12 protein-coding genes are annotated in these 20,137 nt (G+C 74.5%); all 12 read right to left on the minus strand.

The genetic code is table 11. The features are described 5' to 3' along the window. Positions 1-14 precede the first annotated feature (14 nt). Positions 15-272, minus strand: coding sequence for a hypothetical protein (locus tag I598_RS08415; protein WP_068202577.1), 258 nt, complete (start codon positions 270-272; stop codon positions 15-17). Between the two features lie 19 nt (positions 273-291). Further along, positions 292-996: an FHA domain-containing protein gene (locus tag I598_RS08420; protein ID WP_068202578.1), complete on the minus strand. Its 705-nt coding sequence runs from the start codon at positions 994-996 to the stop codon at positions 292-294. Then, complete coding sequence (locus I598_RS08425; RefSeq protein ID WP_068202579.1) at positions 989-2,653, minus strand: serine/threonine-protein kinase; 1,665 nt, start codon at positions 2,651-2,653, stop codon at positions 989-991. Before I598_RS08425 ends, I598_RS08420 begins: the two co-directional genes overlap by 8 nt. Position 2,654: 1 nt before the next feature. Further along, complete coding sequence (locus I598_RS08430; RefSeq protein WP_068202580.1) at positions 2,655-4,268, minus strand: FHA domain-containing protein; 1,614 nt, start codon at positions 4,266-4,268, stop codon at positions 2,655-2,657. Then, positions 4,265-5,101, minus strand: a complete 837-nt coding sequence (locus I598_RS08435; protein WP_068202581.1) for a PP2C family protein-serine/threonine phosphatase — start codon at positions 5,099-5,101, stop codon at positions 4,265-4,267. The genes I598_RS08430 and I598_RS08435 overlap by 4 nt, the downstream gene beginning before the upstream one ends. After that, a complete protein-coding gene (locus I598_RS08440) occupies positions 5,098-6,684 on the minus strand; it encodes an RDD family protein (protein ID WP_068202582.1) in 1,587 nt (528 codons plus the stop codon). The genes I598_RS08435 and I598_RS08440 overlap by 4 nt, the downstream gene beginning before the upstream one ends. Then, positions 6,681-9,236 (minus strand): transglutaminase-like domain-containing protein, encoded by a 2,556-nt coding sequence (locus I598_RS08445; RefSeq protein ID WP_068202583.1) that lies wholly within the window; start codon positions 9,234-9,236, stop codon positions 6,681-6,683. The genes I598_RS08440 and I598_RS08445 overlap by 4 nt, the downstream gene beginning before the upstream one ends. After that, a complete protein-coding gene (locus I598_RS08450) occupies positions 9,229-10,569 on the minus strand; it encodes a DUF58 domain-containing protein (protein WP_083973065.1) in 1,341 nt (446 codons plus the stop codon). Before I598_RS08450 ends, I598_RS08445 begins: the two co-directional genes overlap by 8 nt. 74 nt (positions 10,570-10,643) lie before the next feature. Beyond that, positions 10,644-11,618 carry an AAA family ATPase gene (locus tag I598_RS08455; RefSeq protein ID WP_068202584.1) on the minus strand — a complete coding sequence of 325 codons (975 nt, stop codon included), beginning with the start codon at positions 11,616-11,618 and terminating at the stop codon, positions 10,644-10,646. 61 nt (positions 11,619-11,679) lie between these two features. Then, entirely contained in the window at positions 11,680-17,703 is a 6,024-nt protein-coding gene (locus tag I598_RS08460) for an Ig-like domain-containing protein (protein ID WP_068202585.1), read from the minus strand. Between the two features lie 201 nt (positions 17,704-17,904). Then, complete coding sequence (locus tag I598_RS08465; RefSeq protein WP_068202586.1) at positions 17,905-18,513, minus strand: hypothetical protein; 609 nt, start codon at positions 18,511-18,513, stop codon at positions 17,905-17,907. Positions 18,514-18,646: 133 nt separating this feature from the next. Then, positions 18,647-20,053, minus strand: a complete 1,407-nt coding sequence (locus I598_RS08470; protein ID WP_068202587.1) for an FAD-dependent oxidoreductase — start codon at positions 20,051-20,053, stop codon at positions 18,647-18,649. Positions 20,054-20,137 lie beyond the last annotated feature (84 nt).

Genomic DNA, 20,137 nt, shown 5'->3' on the forward strand with positions numbered 1-20,137 from the left:
GGAGCGCCGCCGGTTCAGTCGCGGGAACGTCTCACCAGGGCGACGACGCCACCGGCCACCGCCCCTACCAGACCACCGGTCGCGACGACGCGCCACGTGGCCGGGTCGGTGAGCTCGCGGCCGATGGCACGGTAGAAGTCGGCCGGGTCGCCGGTGCCCGCCCCGTCGGTCACGACGCCGGCGGTGAAGGTGACGACGAACGCGATGGCGGCGACGCCGACGGCGAGCACCACCACGAGCTGCCACCAGGTGGGGCGGGTCGCGCGGCTCACCGGGCCGTCTCCGGGGTGCTCACTCGGCGTCCTCGGACGTGTCCAGGTCGAGCAGCGGGAGGTCCTGCGACGTCACCAGCCGGGAGGCGACGGCGTACTCGACGAGGCGGGCGCGCCGGTTCGCGGCGGGCCCGTCGCTGCCGCCGCGCAGGCCGCGCACCCCGACGCGGTCGAGCTTCTCGCACACGTTGTCGAGCTTGCGGTTGAAGCGGGTCGTGGACCAGCCGAGCCGGGCCGCGGCGTCGCCCGACGACGGGATCTGCGACAGGCCCGTGCCGTCCCGGCGCAGCATCGGTTCGCAGAGCGCGACGACGAGCTGCCGCTGGCTGACCGTGAACGGGATCATGCCGATCGTCGTCGCCCCGCCGTCGGGCTCCTCGGTGCGGATCTCCGCGTACGGCGCGGGGGCGAGCCGGGCGAGCAGCTCGTACGTGGTGGGGCCCGCGGTGAACACGATCGACGTCGCGGGGAACACCAGCGGCAGCGACGTCCCGGGCGAGAGCCACGACTGCACGCCGCCCGCGGCGTCGCACACCGTCACGGACAGCCGGCCGCCCACGTTGGCGAGCCACCACAGCCCCCCGTCGTGGGTGAGCCGCAGGAACCGGCGGTGCAGGTACGGGTTGTCGTCGAGCTCGATGTCGCCCTCGCGGCCGATCTCGAACACCTGCTGCGGGTCGGGGTGGAACCACTCCCCCGCGAACTCCAGCGCGAGCTCAGCCATCGACGCACTCGACCTTCGGCTCGTAGGACGGCGCCCCGCTGCGGTTGACGACGACCTCGACGCACGTCTCGCCCGACTCGTCCCGCGGGACGGTCACCGTGGGCTCCTCGACCGGGGTGTAGGCAGTCTCCGCGCCGATGGCGGGCACGCGCCACCCGTAGGTGTCGCCGTCCTGGGGCTCGGGGTTGGTCCACGTGAAGACGACCTCGTCGCCCTGCACCTCGCCGGACAGGTCGCGCACGGCCGGGACCAGACCACCGAGGTTGTCGGCCGGCAGGCCCGGGTCCTCGACCTCCTGCTGGGTGGTCGGGGCGGCCTCGGGCTCGGCCTCGCCGTCCGGCTGCAGCAGCACCACCAGGAGCGTCACGACGGCGACGACGGCGACCAGGGCGGTGGCGACCAGCGCGCCGACCGCGCCGCGGGAGCGCGCGACGGGCTCGGCCTCCGGCACGGGTGCCGGGTCCGGCGTCGCGGCCGACGCCACCGCCCGGTGGACGGTGTCGCCGAGGTCCGGGGCGAGCTGCGCGGTACCCGCCTGCGCGGTCGCCACCGCCGGTCGCGCGCCGGTGGACGCCCACCCGCCCGGCGTGCCGGTACCGCCCGGCGCCGTCCACGAGGCCGGGACGGACGTCATGGACGTCGGTGACGCCGCGGAGGACGCCCCGCCGGCGCCCGGGCCGCGCGGGTCGACCGACACGACCTCGCGCAGCCGCGTGCCGACGTCGTCCTCGTCGTCCGGGCTGTCGCCCGACCCCGGTGCGGCGTCGGTCTCGTGCACCAGTCCCGCGTCGTCGAGCAGGTCGATTGGGGTGACGGCGAACGACAGCTCGGTCTGCACCGCCTGCAGGGCGCGGGCGAACGCGAGCGCCGTCGGGTACCGGGCGGCCGGGTTCTTCGCCATCGCGGTGCTCAGCACCCGCTCCAGCGAGGCCGGCACGTCCGTGCGACCCGTGGGCTGCAGCGGCGCCGACTCGATGCGGGACACCAGGTCGGCGCTGGAGTTGGTGCCGCCCGGCACCTCGAAGGGCGTGCGGGACGCCAGCAGCGAGTACGTCGTCGCCGCGAGGCCCCACACGTCCGTCCCGACACCGGTGCTGGGCGGGTCGCCGAACGACTCCGGCGGCGACCACGGGATGCTCATGCCCTCCGCACGGCCCGCGTCGTCGAGGGTCGAGGAGATGCCGAAGTCCGTCAGCGCCGGGTGGCCGTACTCGGTGACGAGGATGTTCGCCGGCTTGATGTCACGGTGCAGGATGCCCGCCCGGTGCGACGTCTCCACCGCGCCGGAGATCTGCACGGCGATGCGCAGCACGTCCGCGACGCTGAGCCGCTCGCTGCGGTACCGCGACCCGAGGTTCGGGCGCGAGCAGAACTCCATCGCGAGGTACGGACGGCCGTCCTCCGCGACGTCCGCCTCGTACATCGTCACGATGGAGGGGTGCGTGGACAGCGTGGCCATGAGGTCGGCCTCGGCGTCGAACGCCTCGCGCTGCCCCTCGCCCGTCCACTCGTGCAGCAGCACCTTGACTGCGACCCGGCGGCGCGGGCGCCGCTGCTGGTAGAGGAAGACGTCGGAGAAGCCTCCCGAGCCGACGAGCGACAGGTACTCGAACCCGTCGATCTGCGGCGGGGGCGACGGCGCGCGCTTGCTGCTCACCTCAGAGGATCCCTTCGAACGTCAGCGTCACCCCGTCGCCCAGGTCGACGACGTCACCCGCCACGACCAGCGCGGGCTCGCCCGGGTGCAGACGCAGCGGCGGCTGGCCCGAGCGCAGCAGCGTCGTCCCGTTCGTCGTGTTCATGTCGCCCACCAGCACGTGCCAGCCCTCGAGCCGCACCTCGAGGTGCGAGCGCGAGATGTCCTGCTGCGGGCTCGGCACCGTGACCAGGCGGGGCAGGTCGTCGCCGGTGACGCGGGGCGAGCGCGGACGCCGGCCGACCACCACCGGACGGTCCAGGACGACGCGCGGGCCGTCGGAGACGGCGAGCACGCCCAGCGACGGGCGGGGCACCTGGCGGGCCTCGCCGTGCAGCGGCTGGCCGCACGTGGCGCAGGCGTCCCGCTGCGGCGGGTTCGGGTGCCCGAGCGGGCACTCGCGGGCCAGGATCGTCGGGCGGGTCGGCGCCGGCGTCGCCGCGAACGCCGGGCCCGGGGGCACGGCGTCGGCCCGGGGAGCCGGTGCGCCGGCCCCCGCGGCGGGCAGCGGGTCGCTCGCCGGGACCGCGGCGCGCAGGTCGGCGATGGCCGACGACAGCACCGTGCTGCCGTCGATCTCGTCCTCGACGGACGGTGCCGCGGGGGCGGGCGCCGGGGCGGAGGTGACGGGGGCGGGGGGCGGCGGCGTGGCCGCGTCGTCCTCCTCCTCGTCCTCCTCCGGGGGCCGGACGGCCGCGTCCTCCACACCGCGCAGGACGGTCGAGCCCCACAGGTGACCGAAGCCGGTGGTCTCCTCGGGGGCGTCGGCGGACGGGGCCGGCTCCGGCGCGGCCGGGAGGGCGGCGTCCTCGTCGCGGACGCCGGCGGGCGAACCCTCGGCCTCGGCGGGCGAGGACTCCGCGGGGGCGGCCGCCGGGTGGAAGGTCGACTCGGGCGCGATCGTGGCCTCGGTGTCCACGGCACCGAACGGCACACCGCTCACCGGGGCGTCCGACGGCGGCAGGGGCGCCGGGGCCGCCGTGACGTCCCCCGCAGCGGGCGACGCCGCGGAGGCGGGCGACACCGACGATGCCGAGGACGCGGGCCGGTGCCGCGGCTCCGCCTCCCACGGCTCGGTCGCCGGCTCCGGACGCGGGGTCGCCGCGGCGGGCGCGGCCGACTCCGTGAGCCGCACGCCCACCGACGCCGCGAGCACCACCCCGTCACCCAGCGGCAGGCCACGGACGTCGACCAGGTCCTCGCGGGACTCGGTCACGCCCACCTGCACGGCCAGGTCCACGACGTCGTCGAAGGTGCGCTCGGCCCACGTCGTCACGCCGTCGCCCGCCACGTGCTCGCGGCCGTCCTCCCGGGCGATCGTCACCGACGCGCCGCCGCGGGCCGCCACCTGCACCCGGCGCCCCTCCGTGACCGCCATGGCGAACGGCGGCAGGGAGGCGAGCGACGCCCCGAACGCCCCCGTGAGGACCTCCAGCACGGCGACCACGCCGGACCGCTCCCCCAGGACCGTCCACAGCTCGTCGACGAGCTCCGGCGTCACCTTCTCCGGCAGCAGCACGACGGCGCCGCCGCGCACCACGACGTACGCCGGACCCATCACGTAGCGGGCGGTCATGAGAGCGTCTCCCTCCACGCCGCCGCGCGCGGCACCGTGTCCTCGTCGTCCCGGGCGTCGGCCCGCGCGTCGCGCGGCGCGGTGCTCTCCAGCCCGTCGGCCAGTCCGGTGGCGTCCACCACGACGACCGTGATGTTGTCCCGGCCGCCCGCCGCCAGCGCCTCGGCCACCAGCCGGTCGGCGGCCGACTGCGGGTCCGGCTGGGTGAGCAGCAGCACCTCGATGCGCTCGTCGGAGAGCTCGCCCGTCAGCCCGTCCGAGCAGACCAGCAGCCGGTCGCCCGCGTGCACGGGCAGGAACCAGTAGTCGGCGTCCGGGGTCTCGGGGGCTCCCAGTGCACGGGTGACCACGTGCCGTCGCGGGTGCGTCAACGCCTGGTCGGCCGTGATCTCGCCCGCGTCGACGAGCTCCTGGACCTCGGAGTGGTCGACGCTGACCTGCTCCAGCTCGCCCTCGGCGAGCCGGTAGGTGCGCGAGTCCCCCATGTTGACGACCAGCCAGTACGGCTCGCCGCCCTGCTCGGTGAGGACGACGCCCGTGAGCGTCGTGCCCGCGCCCCGTCCGGGGGCGGTCTCGATGGCGCGGACCGCGCCGTGCGCCGCACGGACGAGGCCGCGTACCGCGTCGACCCCCACGATCGCGTCGTCCAGCAGCGGGCGCAGCGCGTCCACCGCAGCGGCGCTGGCGACCTCGCCGGCGTCGTGGCCGCCCATGCCGTCGGCGACGAAGAACACCGAGCCGCCCGCGAGGTACGCGTCCTCGTTGAGCGTCCGCCGTGCCCCGCGGTGGGTCGACGCGCCCCAGAGCAGGCCGAGGTTCACCTCGACGCTCATGCTCCGGCGTCCGCCCCGAGCACGGTCAGCCGACGCTCGCCGAGCTGCACCGTCCAGCCCGCCGTCACGGTCGCCGGCGTGCCGGCGCTGAGCTCGCGCACCGAGCCGTCCGGCGCGATGAGGGCGCTGCCGTTGGTCGACCGCAGGTCGACGACCTGGAGGCCCTCGGCGGTGGGCAGGAGCTCCAGGTGGGTCTTCGACACCGAGCGCGTGGTGTCCTCCAGCCGCAGCAGCTCGGCCGCCGCGCCCTCGTCCTGCTGCGGGTTGCGGCCCAGCAGCGTCCGCCGGGCGACGTGCACCCGACGGTCGGTGTCGAGCTGCACCACGATGCGGGGCGGGGTCGCCGCCCCGCCCGCGCTGCGGTGCGAGGAGACGCTGAACCGGGTCTCCTCCAGGTCCTCGTCCAGCCCGGAGGGGGAACCGGCCCCGGGGTCGGCCCCGGGGTCGGTCACCCCGGGTGCCCGACGGGTGGGTGCGGACGGCGGCGCGGGCGCCGGGAACGGCGTCGAGGACGCCTGCACGGGCGGGGCGGCGGGCGCCTGCGCCGGGGAGGACGGGACCGGCGCCCGGTCGGGGGCGCCGATCACGGTGGCCGCGTCGACGGGCCCCGGGGCCGCGGGGGCCGGTGCGGGCGAACCCGGCGCGGGGGCCGGGGAGGCGGCCGGTGCGGCCGTCGGGGTGCCCGGCACCCCGGTGATGACGCCGCCCGCCGCGCGGTCGCCCGCGGGGAACCCCCACGGGTCGGCGGGCGCGGACGGGGGCCGAGCGGCGAACGCAGCACCTCCGCCGGCGGGGGCCGCGGCCGACGTCGCCGGGGGCACGGGGGCCGGGTGCAGCGCCGACGGCGGGCCCGCGGCGGCGCTCGCCGGGGCGAAGGTTCGGGGCGGGACCCCGCGGACGTCCTGCACGACGGCGCGGGACGCCTTGTCGTGCCAGCCCTGACGGCGGCCCGAGGAGTCGAACGTCGGGGAGACCAGCACGAGGACGGTGCCGACCAGCGGCGCGACGCCGCACAGCGCCAGCACGAGCCAGCGCAGCAGGCCGCGCCCGGCACCGATCGGCCCGCCGTCGACCGCCGAGACGGTCCGCAGACCGAGCAGGCGGCCGCCCAGGGTGCGGCCGGTGAGGCCGTCGGCCAGGGCCAGGGCAAGCCAGCCGAGCAGGCTCACCACGCCGATCGTCGCGTAGACCGCCACGAGCGACCCGAGCAGCGCGGCGGTCGCCGCCTCGAGGCCGAGCTGCGTGGTGACCTCGTTCAGCGCCGCGTACCGCCCCGGCACGCCCGACACGAAGGCCACGACGAGGCCGACGACGAACGCGACCAGCGACACCGCGACGACGTCGATCACGTAGGCGCCCGCGCGGCGACCCGTGCCGGCGAGCGGCGGCTGGTTGCTCTGCGCGCTCGCCCGCAGCATGTCGACGGCGCCGTGCCGGGTGCGCTCACGCATCTCCGGCTCGGTCGTCGCGTCGGTCCGCTCGCTGGGGCCGGAGTACCCGCTCGCGCCCAGGGCCGTGCCGCACACCGTGCAGAACCGGCCGCCCTGCTCCTGGGCACCGCACGCGGTGCACGTCGTCGTCATCGATCCTCCTGCTGCTGCGCACGCTGCTTGCGGCGACGCGTGCGGGCCATCCTGTCACGCACGCGGCCCACCGCGGCACCCGTCCGCCGTGCGGCCGCTCGCGGCAGCGCGGTCACGGCCGCCCACGCGGCGGCGGGCAGCGGCGGGGCCTCGGCCCCGCGCACCGAGCGCAGCGAGAACCGTGCCCGCACGCGGCGGCCCCACGGCACCGAGCGCTGCATGTCGCGCACGGCGGTGTCGACGTCCGCCCAGTAGGCGGCGGTCTCCTCGTCGGACGGCGTCCCCGCCCCGAACACGACCTGGTCGGCCCGGTGGGCGAGCGTCGTCGTGGTCGTCGCGGCCGACGCGGTGGCGGGCTGCTCGGCGAGCAGGCGGGCGCTCTCGCGGCGGGTCGCCGCGGCGGGCACCGCCGCACCCAGGTCGGTCGCGGTGTCCAGCACCTCGCGCCAGCCGCCGCTGACCCGGTCGACCGGGACGGGCGACCGCCGACGGCGCTTGTACCGGCGGGCCTTGAACAGCAGGATCGCGAGCAGCGGCGCGGCGAGCACGACCAGCGGGATGCCGACCGTCATCGCGACGATCGCGACCTGCCGCCAGTCGACCGACTCGGCGTCCTCGTCGTCCTTGTCCTCGTCCTCGACGTCGCCGGCGTCCGCCTGCGGCGGCTCCTCCGGCGTCTGCGGGTCCTCCAGCACGGGCGGCTTGGGCACCTGGCGCGAGCGCGGCAACGGCTCGACCTTGTTGTCCTCGTCCGGGACGACGTCGAACGGCACCCAGCCGTAGCCCTCGAAGGGCACCTCCACCCAGGCGTGCACGTCGGCACCGGTCACCGTGTAGGGGGTGCCCGGCTCCCAAGTCCGCTCGTCCGGGTAGAAGCCCATGACGACGCGCGCGGGGACGCCGACCTGGCGGGCCATCAGCGCCAGCGCGGTGGCGAACTGCTCGTCGTCGCCCACCATCTCGTCCTGGGAGAGCAGCGCGTCGATGCGCGCGGCGGAGTGCCCGGGCAGGGAGTGCGGCTGGTTGTCGAGGCCGCTGGAGTAGATGCCGGTGGCCACGAGGGTGTCGCGGATGTTGGTGAGCTGCTCGAACTGCTCGGTCGCCTCGGCGGCGAACTGCGCCGCCTTGGCCGGCACGGCGTCCGCGACGTCCTTCGGCGTCGGCAGGTCGACGTCCTCGATCGGGACGGACGCGAGGTCCTCCTCGGCCGGCGGCTGCGCGACGACCGTGTCGAGCTCGTACGTGTCGCCCGGGCGCAGGCCCGCGGTGACCAGGCCGGTGCCCGACGACGCGTTGTAGTACGTCGCGGTCTGGAGCGCCTCGGCGCGGTCGCCGGTGAACCGGATGCCGGCGAGCTCGCCGACGTCGGGCAGCCACACGTCGTCGTAGCCCGCGACCTCGACCTCGACCTTGGTGCGGGTGCCCTCGGCGACCGTGTCGATGACCTCGCCCGCCCGGTTGAAGACGCCGGAGCCGCCGCCGCTGGCCACGTCGTAGACGGTGCCGGCGTAGTCGTCCAGGGTGGCGAGGCGCACGCGGGAGCCCTCGGGCAGCCCGGTCACCGTGAAGAGCGCCGTGTCGGCGAGGTCCTTGGTGTAGCTGCGGTAGGACACGAGCGGGCTCGAGTACTGGTGCAGGTCGAACGGCGGGGTGACGACCTCGCGCAGCGCGAGGCGCTCCTGCCCGGTGGCCATGCCGGGCGCGACGAGCACGGCGGCCACGCCACCGAGGGCGAGCATCACGGCGCCGCCGCGCACCCGCTGGTTGCGCAGTCGGCGGGTGGCGTCACGGCTGGCGTCGGACAGCAGGCGGTTCGCCTCCATGCGGGTCTCGACGGCGCGCCACGACGCCCACAGCAGCCCGACCACCCCGACGACGAGGCCCTGCACCAGCGGGTATGCCGGCAGGATCGTGCCGAGCAGCGCGACCCCGGCGAACGCCACGACGACGGGCAGCAGCGCCCACGCGGCCTGCCGGGCACGCCACGCCAGGGTCCCCGCCAGGACGCCCGCGACCATCATGAGCAGGTAGGGCACGACGGCGAGCTCGGGGAACGAGGACAGCGGCGGGACGGTCGTGACGAACGCCTTCCAGCCCCGCACCGACTCGACGGCGAGCGTCTGCCAGGTCTCCGGGGTCGGCACGACACCCGCGACCGTCGTCCCCGGGAGGGCGAGCGCGCCGCCCAGCAGGAAGAACGCCAGGACCGTGGCCCCGGCGGTGAGCAGCACCGGCCAGCGCAGCGCGGCGGCCGTCCAGGCGACCAGCAGGCCCGCCGCGGCACCGCCGAGGGCGGGCAGCAGGTAGCCGGTGGTGCCCCAGGCGGGCCCGAACCCGAGCGCGACCACGCCGAGCAGCGCGACGAGGACGAGTCCGTCCACGGCGCCGCCCGGGGTGAGCGCGCGGGGCCGGTCACCGGGACGACGGCGGGCGCGCGTCGTGCCGGCCCGCAGGGAGGTGCGCGACGTCCCGCCGGTGCGGCCGGTGGAACCGGTGCCCTCGGCGGGACGGCCGCCCGGGTCGTCCCCGGGAGCGCGGCGGGCGTCAGTCATGAATCCTCCGCAGGGCGTGCGGCAGGTCGGCGAGCTCGCCGAGCGTGAGCACCTGCATGTCGGCGACGCGGCCGCGGCTGACGGAGGCGCCCGGCGTGCAGCGCAGGGCGACGAGCCGCGCGTCCACGGGGAGCCGCACGGCCGCGGCGCGCAGGTCGGTGGGGGTGACGGTGCTGCCGACGAGCACGGCGACGACGGACGCGTCGGTCGCCGACACGGACGCGGCGCGCGCGACGTCGGCGAGGCTGGTGCGTGCCGGCGACAGCTCGAGGCGCGTGAGGTCGTCCAGGAGGCGCGTGCGGTGGTCGCCGCGCACCCGGCCGGCCTGCACCATGACGGCCAGGCCGCCGTCCTCGCGGATCGCCTGGAGGCCGAGCGACCCGCAGACGGACACCGCGAGCTCGAACTCCTCGGGGTCGCCGTAGTCGTCGCTGCGCGTCGACAGGATGACGGCGAGCCGGGACCGGCGGGTCTCCTCGAACTGGCGCACCATGAGCTGGCCGGTGCGGGCCGTCGACTTCCAGTGGATGTGGCGGCGGTCGTCGCCGGGCACGTAGTCGCGCAGCGCGTGGAACGACACGTCGGAGTCGGAGATGTCGGGGGTGACGCGCCCCTCGAGGTCGTGGAGCAGACCCGTCGACGACCCGGACAGCGGCATGGTGCGCGGGTGGACGAACAGCTCCTCGGGCTCGGTCCACTGCAGCTCGCGGCGCAGCAGGCCCAGGGGATCGGCGCGCACCGAGCGCACCGGTCCCAGGGGGATGACCGCACGCTGGTGGGTGGGCACCGCGAAGATCTCCTCGTGCTCCGCGTCGGGACGCAGGCGAGGCACCGGGAACGACGCCATGCCCTGGCCGACCTGCAGCTCCATGACCGCCGGGAGCATCACGCGGGGCGACCCGTTGCGCACGAGCAGGCGCCCCACCGCGCGGTCGCCCACGACGACGCGCCGGGAGGCGACGTCGAGCGTGACCTCGTAGCGCAGCCGCCCGAGCACGAAGACGACGGCGGCGAGCAGCGCCACCGTGGCGGTCACCGCGACGACCGCCCACTCCTCCCAGTGCAGCACGGTCCCGGCGACCCAGGCTGCGGCCGTGAGCAGAAGCACCGACCAGCCCAGCGGGGACACGACGCCCAGCACCGGCGCGACGCGCGACCAGGCGGAACCTGCTCCCGCACGGGCCGACGTCCACAGGGCGGCCGCCCGGCGGGGACGTCGCTCGCGCGGAGCCTGCTGGCCGGACGCGTCCTGCGGCGTGCCGGGGTCGACGACGTCGGGCCGGTCCACCTCGGGGGCGGCGGTCGCCGCCTCCGGCGTGGTGGTCGTGGTCATGGCTGCTCCGGTTCAGGTGGTGCGTGGTGCGGTGCTCGTGCGTGCTCGCGCGATGCTCGTGCGGGGACGGCGCCTCAGGCGGTGCGGCGCTCCTGCGGCGCGGAGACGTCGGACAGCAGGCGCGCGATCGTCGTCTCGGCGGTGGCCCCGGCGAACTCGGCCTCCGGGTCCAGGACGAGGCGGTGCGCCCACGTCGGCTGGAGCAGGTCCTTGACGTCGTCCGGGAGCACGTAGTTGCGGCCGTGGGCGGCGGCCCACACCTTGGCGCAGCGCACCAGCGCCAGCGCGCCACGGACGGACACGCCCACGTGCACGTCGGCGGCCTGGCGGGACTCCTCCGCGAGCCGGGACACGTACTCCAGGATCGCCGGGTCGACGTGCGTCGCGGCGGCCAGCGCGGACATCTCCACGAGCGCCTGGCCGGTGATGACCGGCTGCAGCGCGGCGCTCCGATCGCGCACCGCGGAGCCCGCGAGGATCTCGACCGTCGACGCGAGGTCCGGGTAGCCGATCGACGTCTTCATGAGGAAGCGGTCGAGCTGCGCCTCGGGCAGCTTGTACGTTCCCGCCTGCTCGATGGGGTTCTGGGTCGCGATCACCATGAAGGGCGTGCCCACGGCGTGCGTGACGCCGTCGACGGTGATCTGCCCCTCCTCCATGACCTCCAGCAGCGCCGACTGCGTCTTCGGCGAGGCACGGTTGATCTCGTCCGCCAGGACGATGTTCGCGAAGATCGGACCCTTGTGGAAGTCGAAGCGGCCCGACTTCTGGTCGTAGATCGTCACGCCCGTCACGTCCGAGGGCAGCAGGTCCGGCGTGAACTGGATGCGGTGGTTCGTGCCCTGCACGCTCGCCGCCATCGCCCGCGCCAGCGACGTCTTGCCCGTGCCGGGCGCGTCCTCCAGCAGCAGGTGGCCGTCGGCCAGCATGCACGTCATCGCCAGCCGGATCTGGTCGTCCTTGCCGAGGAGCGCCTGCGCGACGTTGCCGACGATGCGGTCGAACGTCTGGGCGAACCAGGCGGCCTGCTCGGGGGTCATGGTGCTCATCGGGAGGGTCTCCAGGTCGTCATGCTCGGGGATGTGCGCGGGGAGGTCGGGTGGGTCGTGGTCATCGCGGCCACGCCCGCTTCTCGAAGGTCCAGTCCCTGCCGTCGACGGTCGCCCACACCTGAGCACCGTTCATGATGCCGACGACGCAGTACAGGTCCGCGTAGCCGCCGGGGCTGAGGTAGGCGGACTGGGTCGAGAAGTTGCTGTTCCTCCCGCCGAAGTTGTTCCAGCAGCGGAAGCTGTACGTCCCGGCCGGGACGTCGGCGTTGGCGTGGACCCGCACCCGTGTGCAGTTGTTGGTGTTGCAGCCGTCCACGCGCATCACGATGCCCGAGTCCGACGTCCAGATCGTCGGGTTCGGCGGGGCGTCCGTCGCTCCGCTGGCCGACCGCCAGGCCGAGCACCCGGCGTCGTTGCAGGCGCGGGCCTGCAGCGTGTACGACTTGCCGTACCCGCCGCCGACGCCGACGTTGCCGGCGCCCGTCCCGGACCTGTTCTCCGACCCGGACAGTGTCCACTGGACAGTGCCGGACTGGCCGTTCCAGCTCCCGGGGTTGCTCACGTTGAACCGGCCGTCCGTCGGCGAGGTCTTGGTCCAGCTCACGCTCGTCACGCCCGGCGCGGAGAACGGCCTCACTCCGTTCGACGCGGGGCTCGGGTCCGAGGTGCCGCCGGCGTTGGTGGCCGTGACGGTGAAGGTGACGTTCTGCCCGTCGGGCAGGCCCGTGAACTTCACGCTGCGGCCACCGGTGGTGGTCGTCCGCGAGCCGTTCGACGCCGTCACCGTGTACCCGGTGATCGGCGAGCCGTTGCCGTCCGCCGCCGCCCAGCTGACGACGACGTCCCCGGCATCGATCGATGCGCTGGGAGCCGCGGGGCGCAGCGGCTTGCCGTACGGGACGACCCCGGCGGACTGCGCGCCGGACTCGCCCCACCCGGCCTTGTTGTAGGCCTTGACGGCGAAGGTGTAGCTCGACTTCGTGCTCAGGCCGGTGAAGGCGTACGACGGTGTGGCGGTCTCCACCGTCTGCACCTTCGAGCCGTCCTGGTAGACGTCGACGGAGTAGTTCTTGATCGCGTCGCCGTTCTCGTACGGCGGGGTCCACGACACGTTGACCTGGCCGCCCAGCGGAGTGTCGACGCGCGAAGCCGTCGGGGCCGCCGGAGGCTCCGGCACCCCCGCCGGGATCTCCGACGCCGACCAGGCACCCCAGTCCGACGGGTCCGGCGCCAGGTTCTCCGCCTGCACGCGGATCTTGTAGGCGACGCCGTTCTCCAGCCCCTCCCACACGATCCGGTTGCCGGTCAGGCCCACCTTCTGCGTCTCGCCCGACGGCAGCGCCGGCGAGATCTCCAGGTTCACGGCCTGGATCGGCGAGCGGTCCGTGTAGGTCGCGTTCTCCCAGGTGACCTCGAGCGACTTGTCGCCGAAGACCAGCGTCGGTGCCGCCGGCGGGTCCGGCTTCTCGTCCGGGCGCGCCTCGGCGGACGCCGGCGACGCCTCCGAGTCGCCTACCTCGTTCGTCGCGACCACGGTGAACGTGTACGTCACGTTGTTGGTCAGACCCTCCAGCGTGCAGGTCGTCGTCGCGCACTCGAACGTGTCGCCCTGGTCGGAGGTCACCGTGTACCCGCTGATCTCCGCACCGTTGTTCACCGGCGGCGTCCACGACAGCACCACCGTCTCGGAGCGCACCTCCTCCACGATCGGCGTCGCCGGGGCCTCCGGCACACCGAGCACGGTCAGGGTGATGCGGCCCTCGACCTGGCGGTCCGCGTCCTGCGTGACGTCCTGCACGCGATAGACCACGACCATCGTGCCGACGAAGTCCGCGGCCGGGCTGACGACCACCGTGTCGGCGCCGTCGAACGTCGCCTCCCCGTCGCCCGTCTCGACGCTCGTGCCGACGATCTCCAGGCCCTCGGGGGCGAAGGGGTCGACGTCGTTGTCCAGCACCGGGACGGTGACGGCGACGCCCTGGTGGGCGCCCTCGACCGTGTCCGGGTTGGCGCGCGGCAGCGGGCGCGTCGAGGCGACCACGTCGACCGCGAGCGACCCGTCCACGGGCGGGTTCACGCCGTCGGACACGGTGAACGGGATGGTGAAGGACGAACCCTTGGAGACGTCCGGCTCCGCCTGGAGCGCGACGACGCCACCCGTGACGGAGGCCGACAGGCCCTCGGGCACGGAGCCCAGCGCGAACGTCAGGTCGTCGTCCGGGTTCGGGTCGCTGGCGTACCGCGACAGGTCGACGGTGCTCTCCTCGCCGGCGGCCACCTGACCGGACGGCGAGCCCGCCTCCGGGGGCAGGTTCTCCGGCGGCAGAACCGTGATGGGGATCTGGATGAGCGCGGAGCGCGGGTTGCCCTCGGCGTCCTCCAGCCCGTCGGTGACCCGCACGCTGACGCCGGCCGGTCCCACGTAGTCCGGGTCGGACACGAACGTCAGGCGCTGCGCGTCGAGGATGTCGACCGTGCCGGCGACGGCACTGACGCTGCCCGCGTCGGCGATGGCGGCGGTGCCGCCCTCGGCGACCGCCACGGCGTCGGTGAGGTTGATCGTCAAGGTCTCCCCGGACTCGACCTCCAGCGCGACGAAGCTGTCCTTGAGGCGCGGCGCGGGGCCGACGTCCTCGTGCTCCTGCTCCTCCTCGGGCCGCGGCGCGGCGGCCGAGGCCAGCGGCGGCACCTGGAGGAACGCCTTCGCGGCCAGGCCGTCCTGGTCGGTGACCGTGTAGGTGAGGAGCTGGCGCTCGGTGGTCAGCGGGACCGTCACCACGCCCTCCTCGTCCACGGTGGCCTGGGGCGAGTCGACGGTCACGACGAGCTCGTCGGCCGACCCGTCCGGGTCCTCGTCGTTCGCGAGCGCGACGATCGACACCTCGGTCATCTCCGCGGTGACGTCGTCGGGCAGCACGACGTCGTCGCGCGCGACCGGTGCGAGCAGCGGGGCGTCCTCGGCGACCTCGACGGACACCGTGCCCATGGCCCGGGCGCCCCAGAAGTCCTCGACCGCGTAGTAGAAGCTGTACGTGCCCTCGTCGCCCGGCGTCTCCAGCACGATCCGGTCCGCGACGACCTCGGGGTCGATCGGCCGCTCGGCCTCCAGCGCCCCCGGCACGAGGCCGATCTGGTCGCCGTCCGGGTCGGAGTCGTTGCGCAGCGCGGGCACCGCGACGCGGCGCTCGGGGCGCACGATCACGACGTCGTCCTCGACGACCGGCGGGTGGTTCTTCGCGCCGGGCTGGGCGATGCCGATGCTGATGGTGCCGACGGCGGTCTCGCCGCGGGAGTCCTGCACGGCGTAGGTGAGCGTGTCCTGGCCGAACACGCCCTGCGTCGCGCGGAAGTCGATGTAGCGACCCTCGACGATCTCCGCGATGCCCTTCGTGGGCGGGCGCACCAGGTTGAGCAGGCGCACCGAGTCGCCGTCGGGGTCGATGCCGTCGAGCGGCACCTGCACGCGCACGGTCCCGCCGGAGATCACGCGGGCGTCGACGTCGCGCGGCACGGGGGCGGCGTTGTCCTCGCCGCCGCGGATGTGGATCGTGACCTGGGCGGAGTCCTCCTGCCCGTTGGCGTCCTCGACCTTGTAGATCGCGTACGCGGTGCCGTCCTCGGCGCCGGCGCGGAAGCGCAGCATGTCCTCCGCGACGAACACCTCGCCGAGCGACGGGTCGACGCCCTGCTCCAGCTCCTCGTCGAGGATCAGCTCGAGGCCGTCGGGGTGCGTGTCGTTCGCCAGCACCGGGATGTTGACGTAGTCGCCGGTGTGCACCGTGACCTCGTCGGGCGACGCGTGCGGCGGCTGGAGCTTCTCCGGGGCCGGGACGGGCAGGACCCGCACCTGGCCGGTCGCGGACTCCTCGCCGTTCGTCACCGTGTACTCCAGGACGACGGGCTCGGAGATCCGCTTGGACTCCGTCACCTTGAGCATCTGGTGGCCCAGCACGGCCACGGTCACCCCGGCGTCCTCGGGCACCTCGACGGACTGCACGACCAGCACGCGGCCGGCCGGGTCGACGTCGTTGGCCAGCACGTCGACCAGGGTCGACCCGCCAGCGGGCAGCAGGCCGGTGTCGGCGACCACGACGGGCGCGCCGTCGGCGTCGTCCGGGTCGATGACGTCCACCCGGACGACGCCCGTCGTCGAGCCGGGCCCGTCGGAGACCTGGTAGAGGATGTCGTACGACTTCGGCTCCGACGCCACGAACGTGAACGTCCCGGCGTCGTAGTTCGGCGTGATCTCCGCCGGGGCGGCCTCGCTCACCGAGGCGAGCCGCAGCGTGTCGCCGTTGGGGTCGGAGTCGTTCTTCAGCGGTTCGACCGTCACCGGCTCGCCGGCGGGGACCACCACGTGGTCGCCCACCGCGATCGGCGGCTCGGGGCTGTCGGCGATGACGTCCACCCACAGGGTGCCCTCGACGGCCTCCCCCTCGCTGTCGACGACCACGAGATCGACCTTCTTGCGGCCCGACGCCGACCCGTCGTCCTGGAACTCGACCAGGCCGTCCGGGTAGGCGCGCACCTCGTCGCCCTTGACCGTCGAGGAGGCGGTCGCGAGGTAGACGTCGTCGCCGTCCGGGTCACGGAAGAACGGCAGGACGCGGATCTCCGCGGCGCCGCCCTGCTGCACCTTGAGCACCGGCTCACCGGACTGCTCGGGGGCGGAGTTCTCCTCCCACGGCACGACCTTCACCGCGACGTCCGCGGAGGCCTCGCCACCACGCCCGTCGCTCACCGTGTACCCGAAGTCGACCCGGCCCCTCGCGTCGTCGGGCACCACGGCCTGGAGCGCCTTGCCGCCCAGCACCTGCTGGATCGTCATCCCGTCCGGCTGGTCACCGTCGAACGCCGCCGTGATGACGTCGCCGTCCGGGTCGAGGTCGTTCGCCAGCACGTCGAGCACGGTCGTGCGGCCCGGGCGGACGCCGAACGAGTCGTCGTTGGCCTCCGGCGGGTCCTGCCGCTCCCGGTCCACGACCGTGTTGTCGACGAGCTCGGGGGTGTCGTCGTCGGCGTTCTCGTCCTCGCCGTCACCCTCCTCGGGCCGCTGGACCTCCCAGTCGTCGACCTTCTCGTACTCGTCGAGCGCCATCCACAGCGTTCCCGCGGACAGGTCGTTGAGGACGACCGCGTTGCGGTTGACGCGGTACTCCAGCCGGGTGTCGGACTCGATGCCGTCGAGCGTGCGGTCGAGGTCGGCGTCCGTGCCCGCGCAGTCGCGCAGGATCTGGCCGGTGCCGGCCCATGCACCGTAGAGGCAGCCGCCGAGCTGGACCGGCGCCGCGGGCGTACCCGACGCGCGGCGGGTCGTGGCGCTGCCGCCGTCCAGCGGCTGCACGACGAGGGCCGACGTCGTCGCGTACGCGACCCCGTCGCTCTCGCGGCCCGGCTGCTGGAGGCGGGCGCCCTGCGCGTCCGTCACGGTGACGACGTCGCCGCCGGGCAGCCGCATCCTCGCCCCGGTGCGGTCGAGCACCACCACGTCGTCGCCCACCGTCGTCAGGACGACGTCGTCGCCCTCGGCGAGCAGACCGTCGAGCTCGGTCGACACGGGCTCCTGGCCGGGCGCGAAGGTCCACAGCACGTCGTGCTCGGGCACGGCCACGAACGCGGTGCCGCCCTGCGAGACCACGACCTCCGCCACGCCGTCGAGCTCGGACGTCGGGTCGGTCTCCGCCGCGTCGAAGCCCGGCAGGGCCTCGATGGTCGTGACCCAGAACCGCCCGTCCTCGGGGTCGACGATCGCGACCCGGCCGCCGCCCGACGCGACCTGCGCGCCCGCCGGCAGCACCGTCGTCGAGCCGTACTTGAGGCGCGCCACGTCGACGACGCTCACCGAGCTGTTGCCCTTGTCGACCACCAGGACGTCGCCGGCCTGCTGCTGCACGTCGAACGACGCGCTGCCCGCGAGCAGGGTGCCGTCGAGCGCCTTCGCCTCGGTGTTGAAGCGGCCCACGAGGCCCGAGGACTCCTTGGTCACCCAGACGCCGGAGTCGTTGAGGTCGACGGACGCCGTCGCCTCGCCGTCGTACAGCATCGCGGCGAGCGCGACCCCGCCGGAGAAGGCGAGGACCACCGCCGTCGAGATGCTCGTGCGGCGGTCAGCGCGTAGGCGCGTCAGTATGCTCACTTCTCCCCCGAGGTGGTGGCGCGCCGCGACGTTTCCGCGTCGTCTGCGGCGAGGCTCGCGGCCCCAAGGATATCCATGCCCGGGTCAAGCGGAAGCCCCTATCCACGGATCGGGCATGGGGAGTACTCCCCATGCCCGTCGGGAGGGTCAGTGGTGCGAGCCGTCCCGGGGGTCCGTCGCGGCGCCCGTGAGCTCCGCGACGGCACGCTCGACGTCCGTGCCGACCGCACCCGCCGTGGCCCGCAGCGGGCGGTAGGCCGGGACGAGCACGGCGGCGGCCAGGCCGTCGTGCGCCCACACGGCGTCGACCTCCCGGCTGCCGTAGACGGCCTTGTTGCTGGTCACGCCGCCAGGCGTGCGCTGCACGACCCAGCGCGGCCCGGTGTCCTTGCGGCCCCACACCTCGAGCTCCGTCGGGGTGACGACGACCGCCACGGGGCTGCCGCCCATCGGCATCCAGCCGCGCGCGGACGCACCCTGGTGGCGGGCGATGTCCGTCATCTCCGCCGTCGTGAAGCCGGGGACGACGACGGCGCCGGGCCGGTACCGGGCCGCGTTGGCCGCGCAGGCCGCGGCCCGTCGCACCACGACCATCAGGGTGACGCCGACGATCGCCAGCACGACCAGCAGCGCGATCCAGATCGTCGCGGCCTCGGAACGGCCCTGCTGGAGGTCGCGCGCGAGGCGCAGGACCGACCAGGTGGCGAAGGCCACCAGGACCACGACGAACAGCACGCGCTTGTTCTGGGCGTTCACGGGGGACCTCTCCGTCGACGGCGGGACGAGCCCGGACCCTACCGCAGGGTGCCGGACGGCGACGGGCCGGGACAGGACCAGGGTCCCGTCCCGGCCCGGTGCCGGGTCGCCGGACGGTGCCGGCGGTGGTCGCTCAGGCGCGGCGGCCCTTGGCGACGTCGATCATGTCCTCGCGCGGGACGACCTTGATGCGCTCGCGCCCGGCGGCCTCGCCGAGACCGAGCTCGTAGGCGTCCAGCACGCTGAACTCGTCCCAGGTGACGACGTCGACGCCCCGCTCGACGAGGAAGTCGACGATCTGCTGCGGCTCGCCGTGCGGGGCGGTGCGGCCGCCGTCGAGGTCGCCCTGCGCGTCGGCGCCGGCCACGACGCCCGTGACGTCCTCGACCAGGTGCCGCACCGTCTCCGACGCGTCCGACTTGGTGTGGCCGATGAGGCCGACCGGGCCGCGCTTGATCCAGCCGGTGGTGTACACGCCGGGCAGGTGCTCGCCGTCGAGGTCGACGACGCGACCCTCCCGGTTGGAGATGACGCCCTTGAGGTCGTCGAACGGGATCTCCGGCAGCGGGGACCCGAAGTAGCCGACGGCCCGGTAGACGGCCTGGACGGGCCAGTCGTGGTGCTCGCCGGTGCCCTTGACGGTGCCGTCGCCCTGCAGGGCGGTGCGCTCCGTGCGCAGGCCGACGACCTTGCCGTCCTCGCCGAGAACCTCGGTCGGGGAGTGCAGGAAGTGCAGGTGGATGCGGCGCGACGCTGTCTGCTGCGACGGGTCGACGAGCGTCCAGTCGGTGAGGGTCTTGACGACCTGCTTGGTCTGGTTGGTCGCCTCGATGGCGGCCATCGAGCCCTCGTCGAAGTCGTAGTCCTCGGGGTACACGACGATGTCGACGTCCGGGACGTGCCCGAGCTCGCGCAGCTCCAGCGGCGAGAACTTGACCTGCGCCGGACCGCGACGCGCGAAGACGTGCACGTCGGTGACGGGCGAGGCCTCGAGCCCGGCCTGCACGTTCGCCGGGATCTCCGTGACCAGGAGGTCCTTCGGGTGCTTGGCCAGGATGCGGGCCACGTCGAGGGCGACGTTCCCGGCGCCGAGGACGGCGACCTCCTTGGCCTCCAGCGGCCAGGTGCGCGGCACGTCGGGGTGGCCGTCGAACCAGGACACGAAGTCGGCGGCACCGTAGGAGCCGTCGAGGTCGATGCCGGGGATCGGCAGCGCCGCGTCCTTGATGGCCCCCGTCGAGAAGATCACCGCGTCGTAGTACTGGCGGAGGTCCTCGAGCTTGAGGTCGACGCCGTAGTTGACGTTGGCGAGCAGGCGCACGTCGCCCTTGCTCAGCACCTTGTGCAGGGCGTTGATGATCGCCTTGATGCGCGGGTGGTCGGGCGCGACGCCGTAGCGGACCAGGCCGAACGGCGCGGGCAGACGCTCGATGAGGTCGATGCTGACGTCGAGGTCCGTCTTCGACAGGATGTCCGCGGCGTAGATGCCCGCGGGGCCCGCGCCGACGATCGCGACGCGCAGGGATCGGGTGCTGGTCACAGCCAGGTACGCCTTCCGGGTCGGGGCTTGCGTGAGGTTCGATTCTAGGAGGCATCCCTCGGGCGCAGGTGAGGTTTACCTCAC

It is taken from the genome of Isoptericola dokdonensis DS-3 (assembly GCF_001636295.1).
Lineage (GTDB): Bacteria > Actinomycetota > Actinomycetes > Actinomycetales > Cellulomonadaceae > Isoptericola > Isoptericola dokdonensis.

Coding starts and splice junctions, on each gene's coding strand:
- I598_RS08440 (WP_068202582.1), bottom strand. CDS start 6,684: ATGACGACGACGTGCACCGCGTGCGGTGCCCAGGAGCAGGGCGGCCGG.
- I598_RS08420 (WP_068202578.1), bottom strand. CDS start 996: ATGGCTGAGCTCGCGCTGGAGTTCGCGGGGGAGTGGTTCCACCCCGAC.
- I598_RS08435 (WP_068202581.1), bottom strand. CDS start 5,101: ATGAGCGTCGAGGTGAACCTCGGCCTGCTCTGGGGCGCGTCGACCCAC.
- I598_RS08430 (WP_068202580.1), bottom strand. CDS start 4,268: ATGACCGCCCGCTACGTGATGGGTCCGGCGTACGTCGTGGTGCGCGGC.
- I598_RS08455 (WP_068202584.1), bottom strand. CDS start 11,618: ATGAGCACCATGACCCCCGAGCAGGCCGCCTGGTTCGCCCAGACGTTC.
- I598_RS08450 (WP_083973065.1), bottom strand. CDS start 10,569: ATGACCACGACCACCACGCCGGAGGCGGCGACCGCCGCCCCCGAGGTG.
- I598_RS08445 (WP_068202583.1), bottom strand. CDS start 9,236: ATGACTGACGCCCGCCGCGCTCCCGGGGACGACCCGGGCGGCCGTCCC.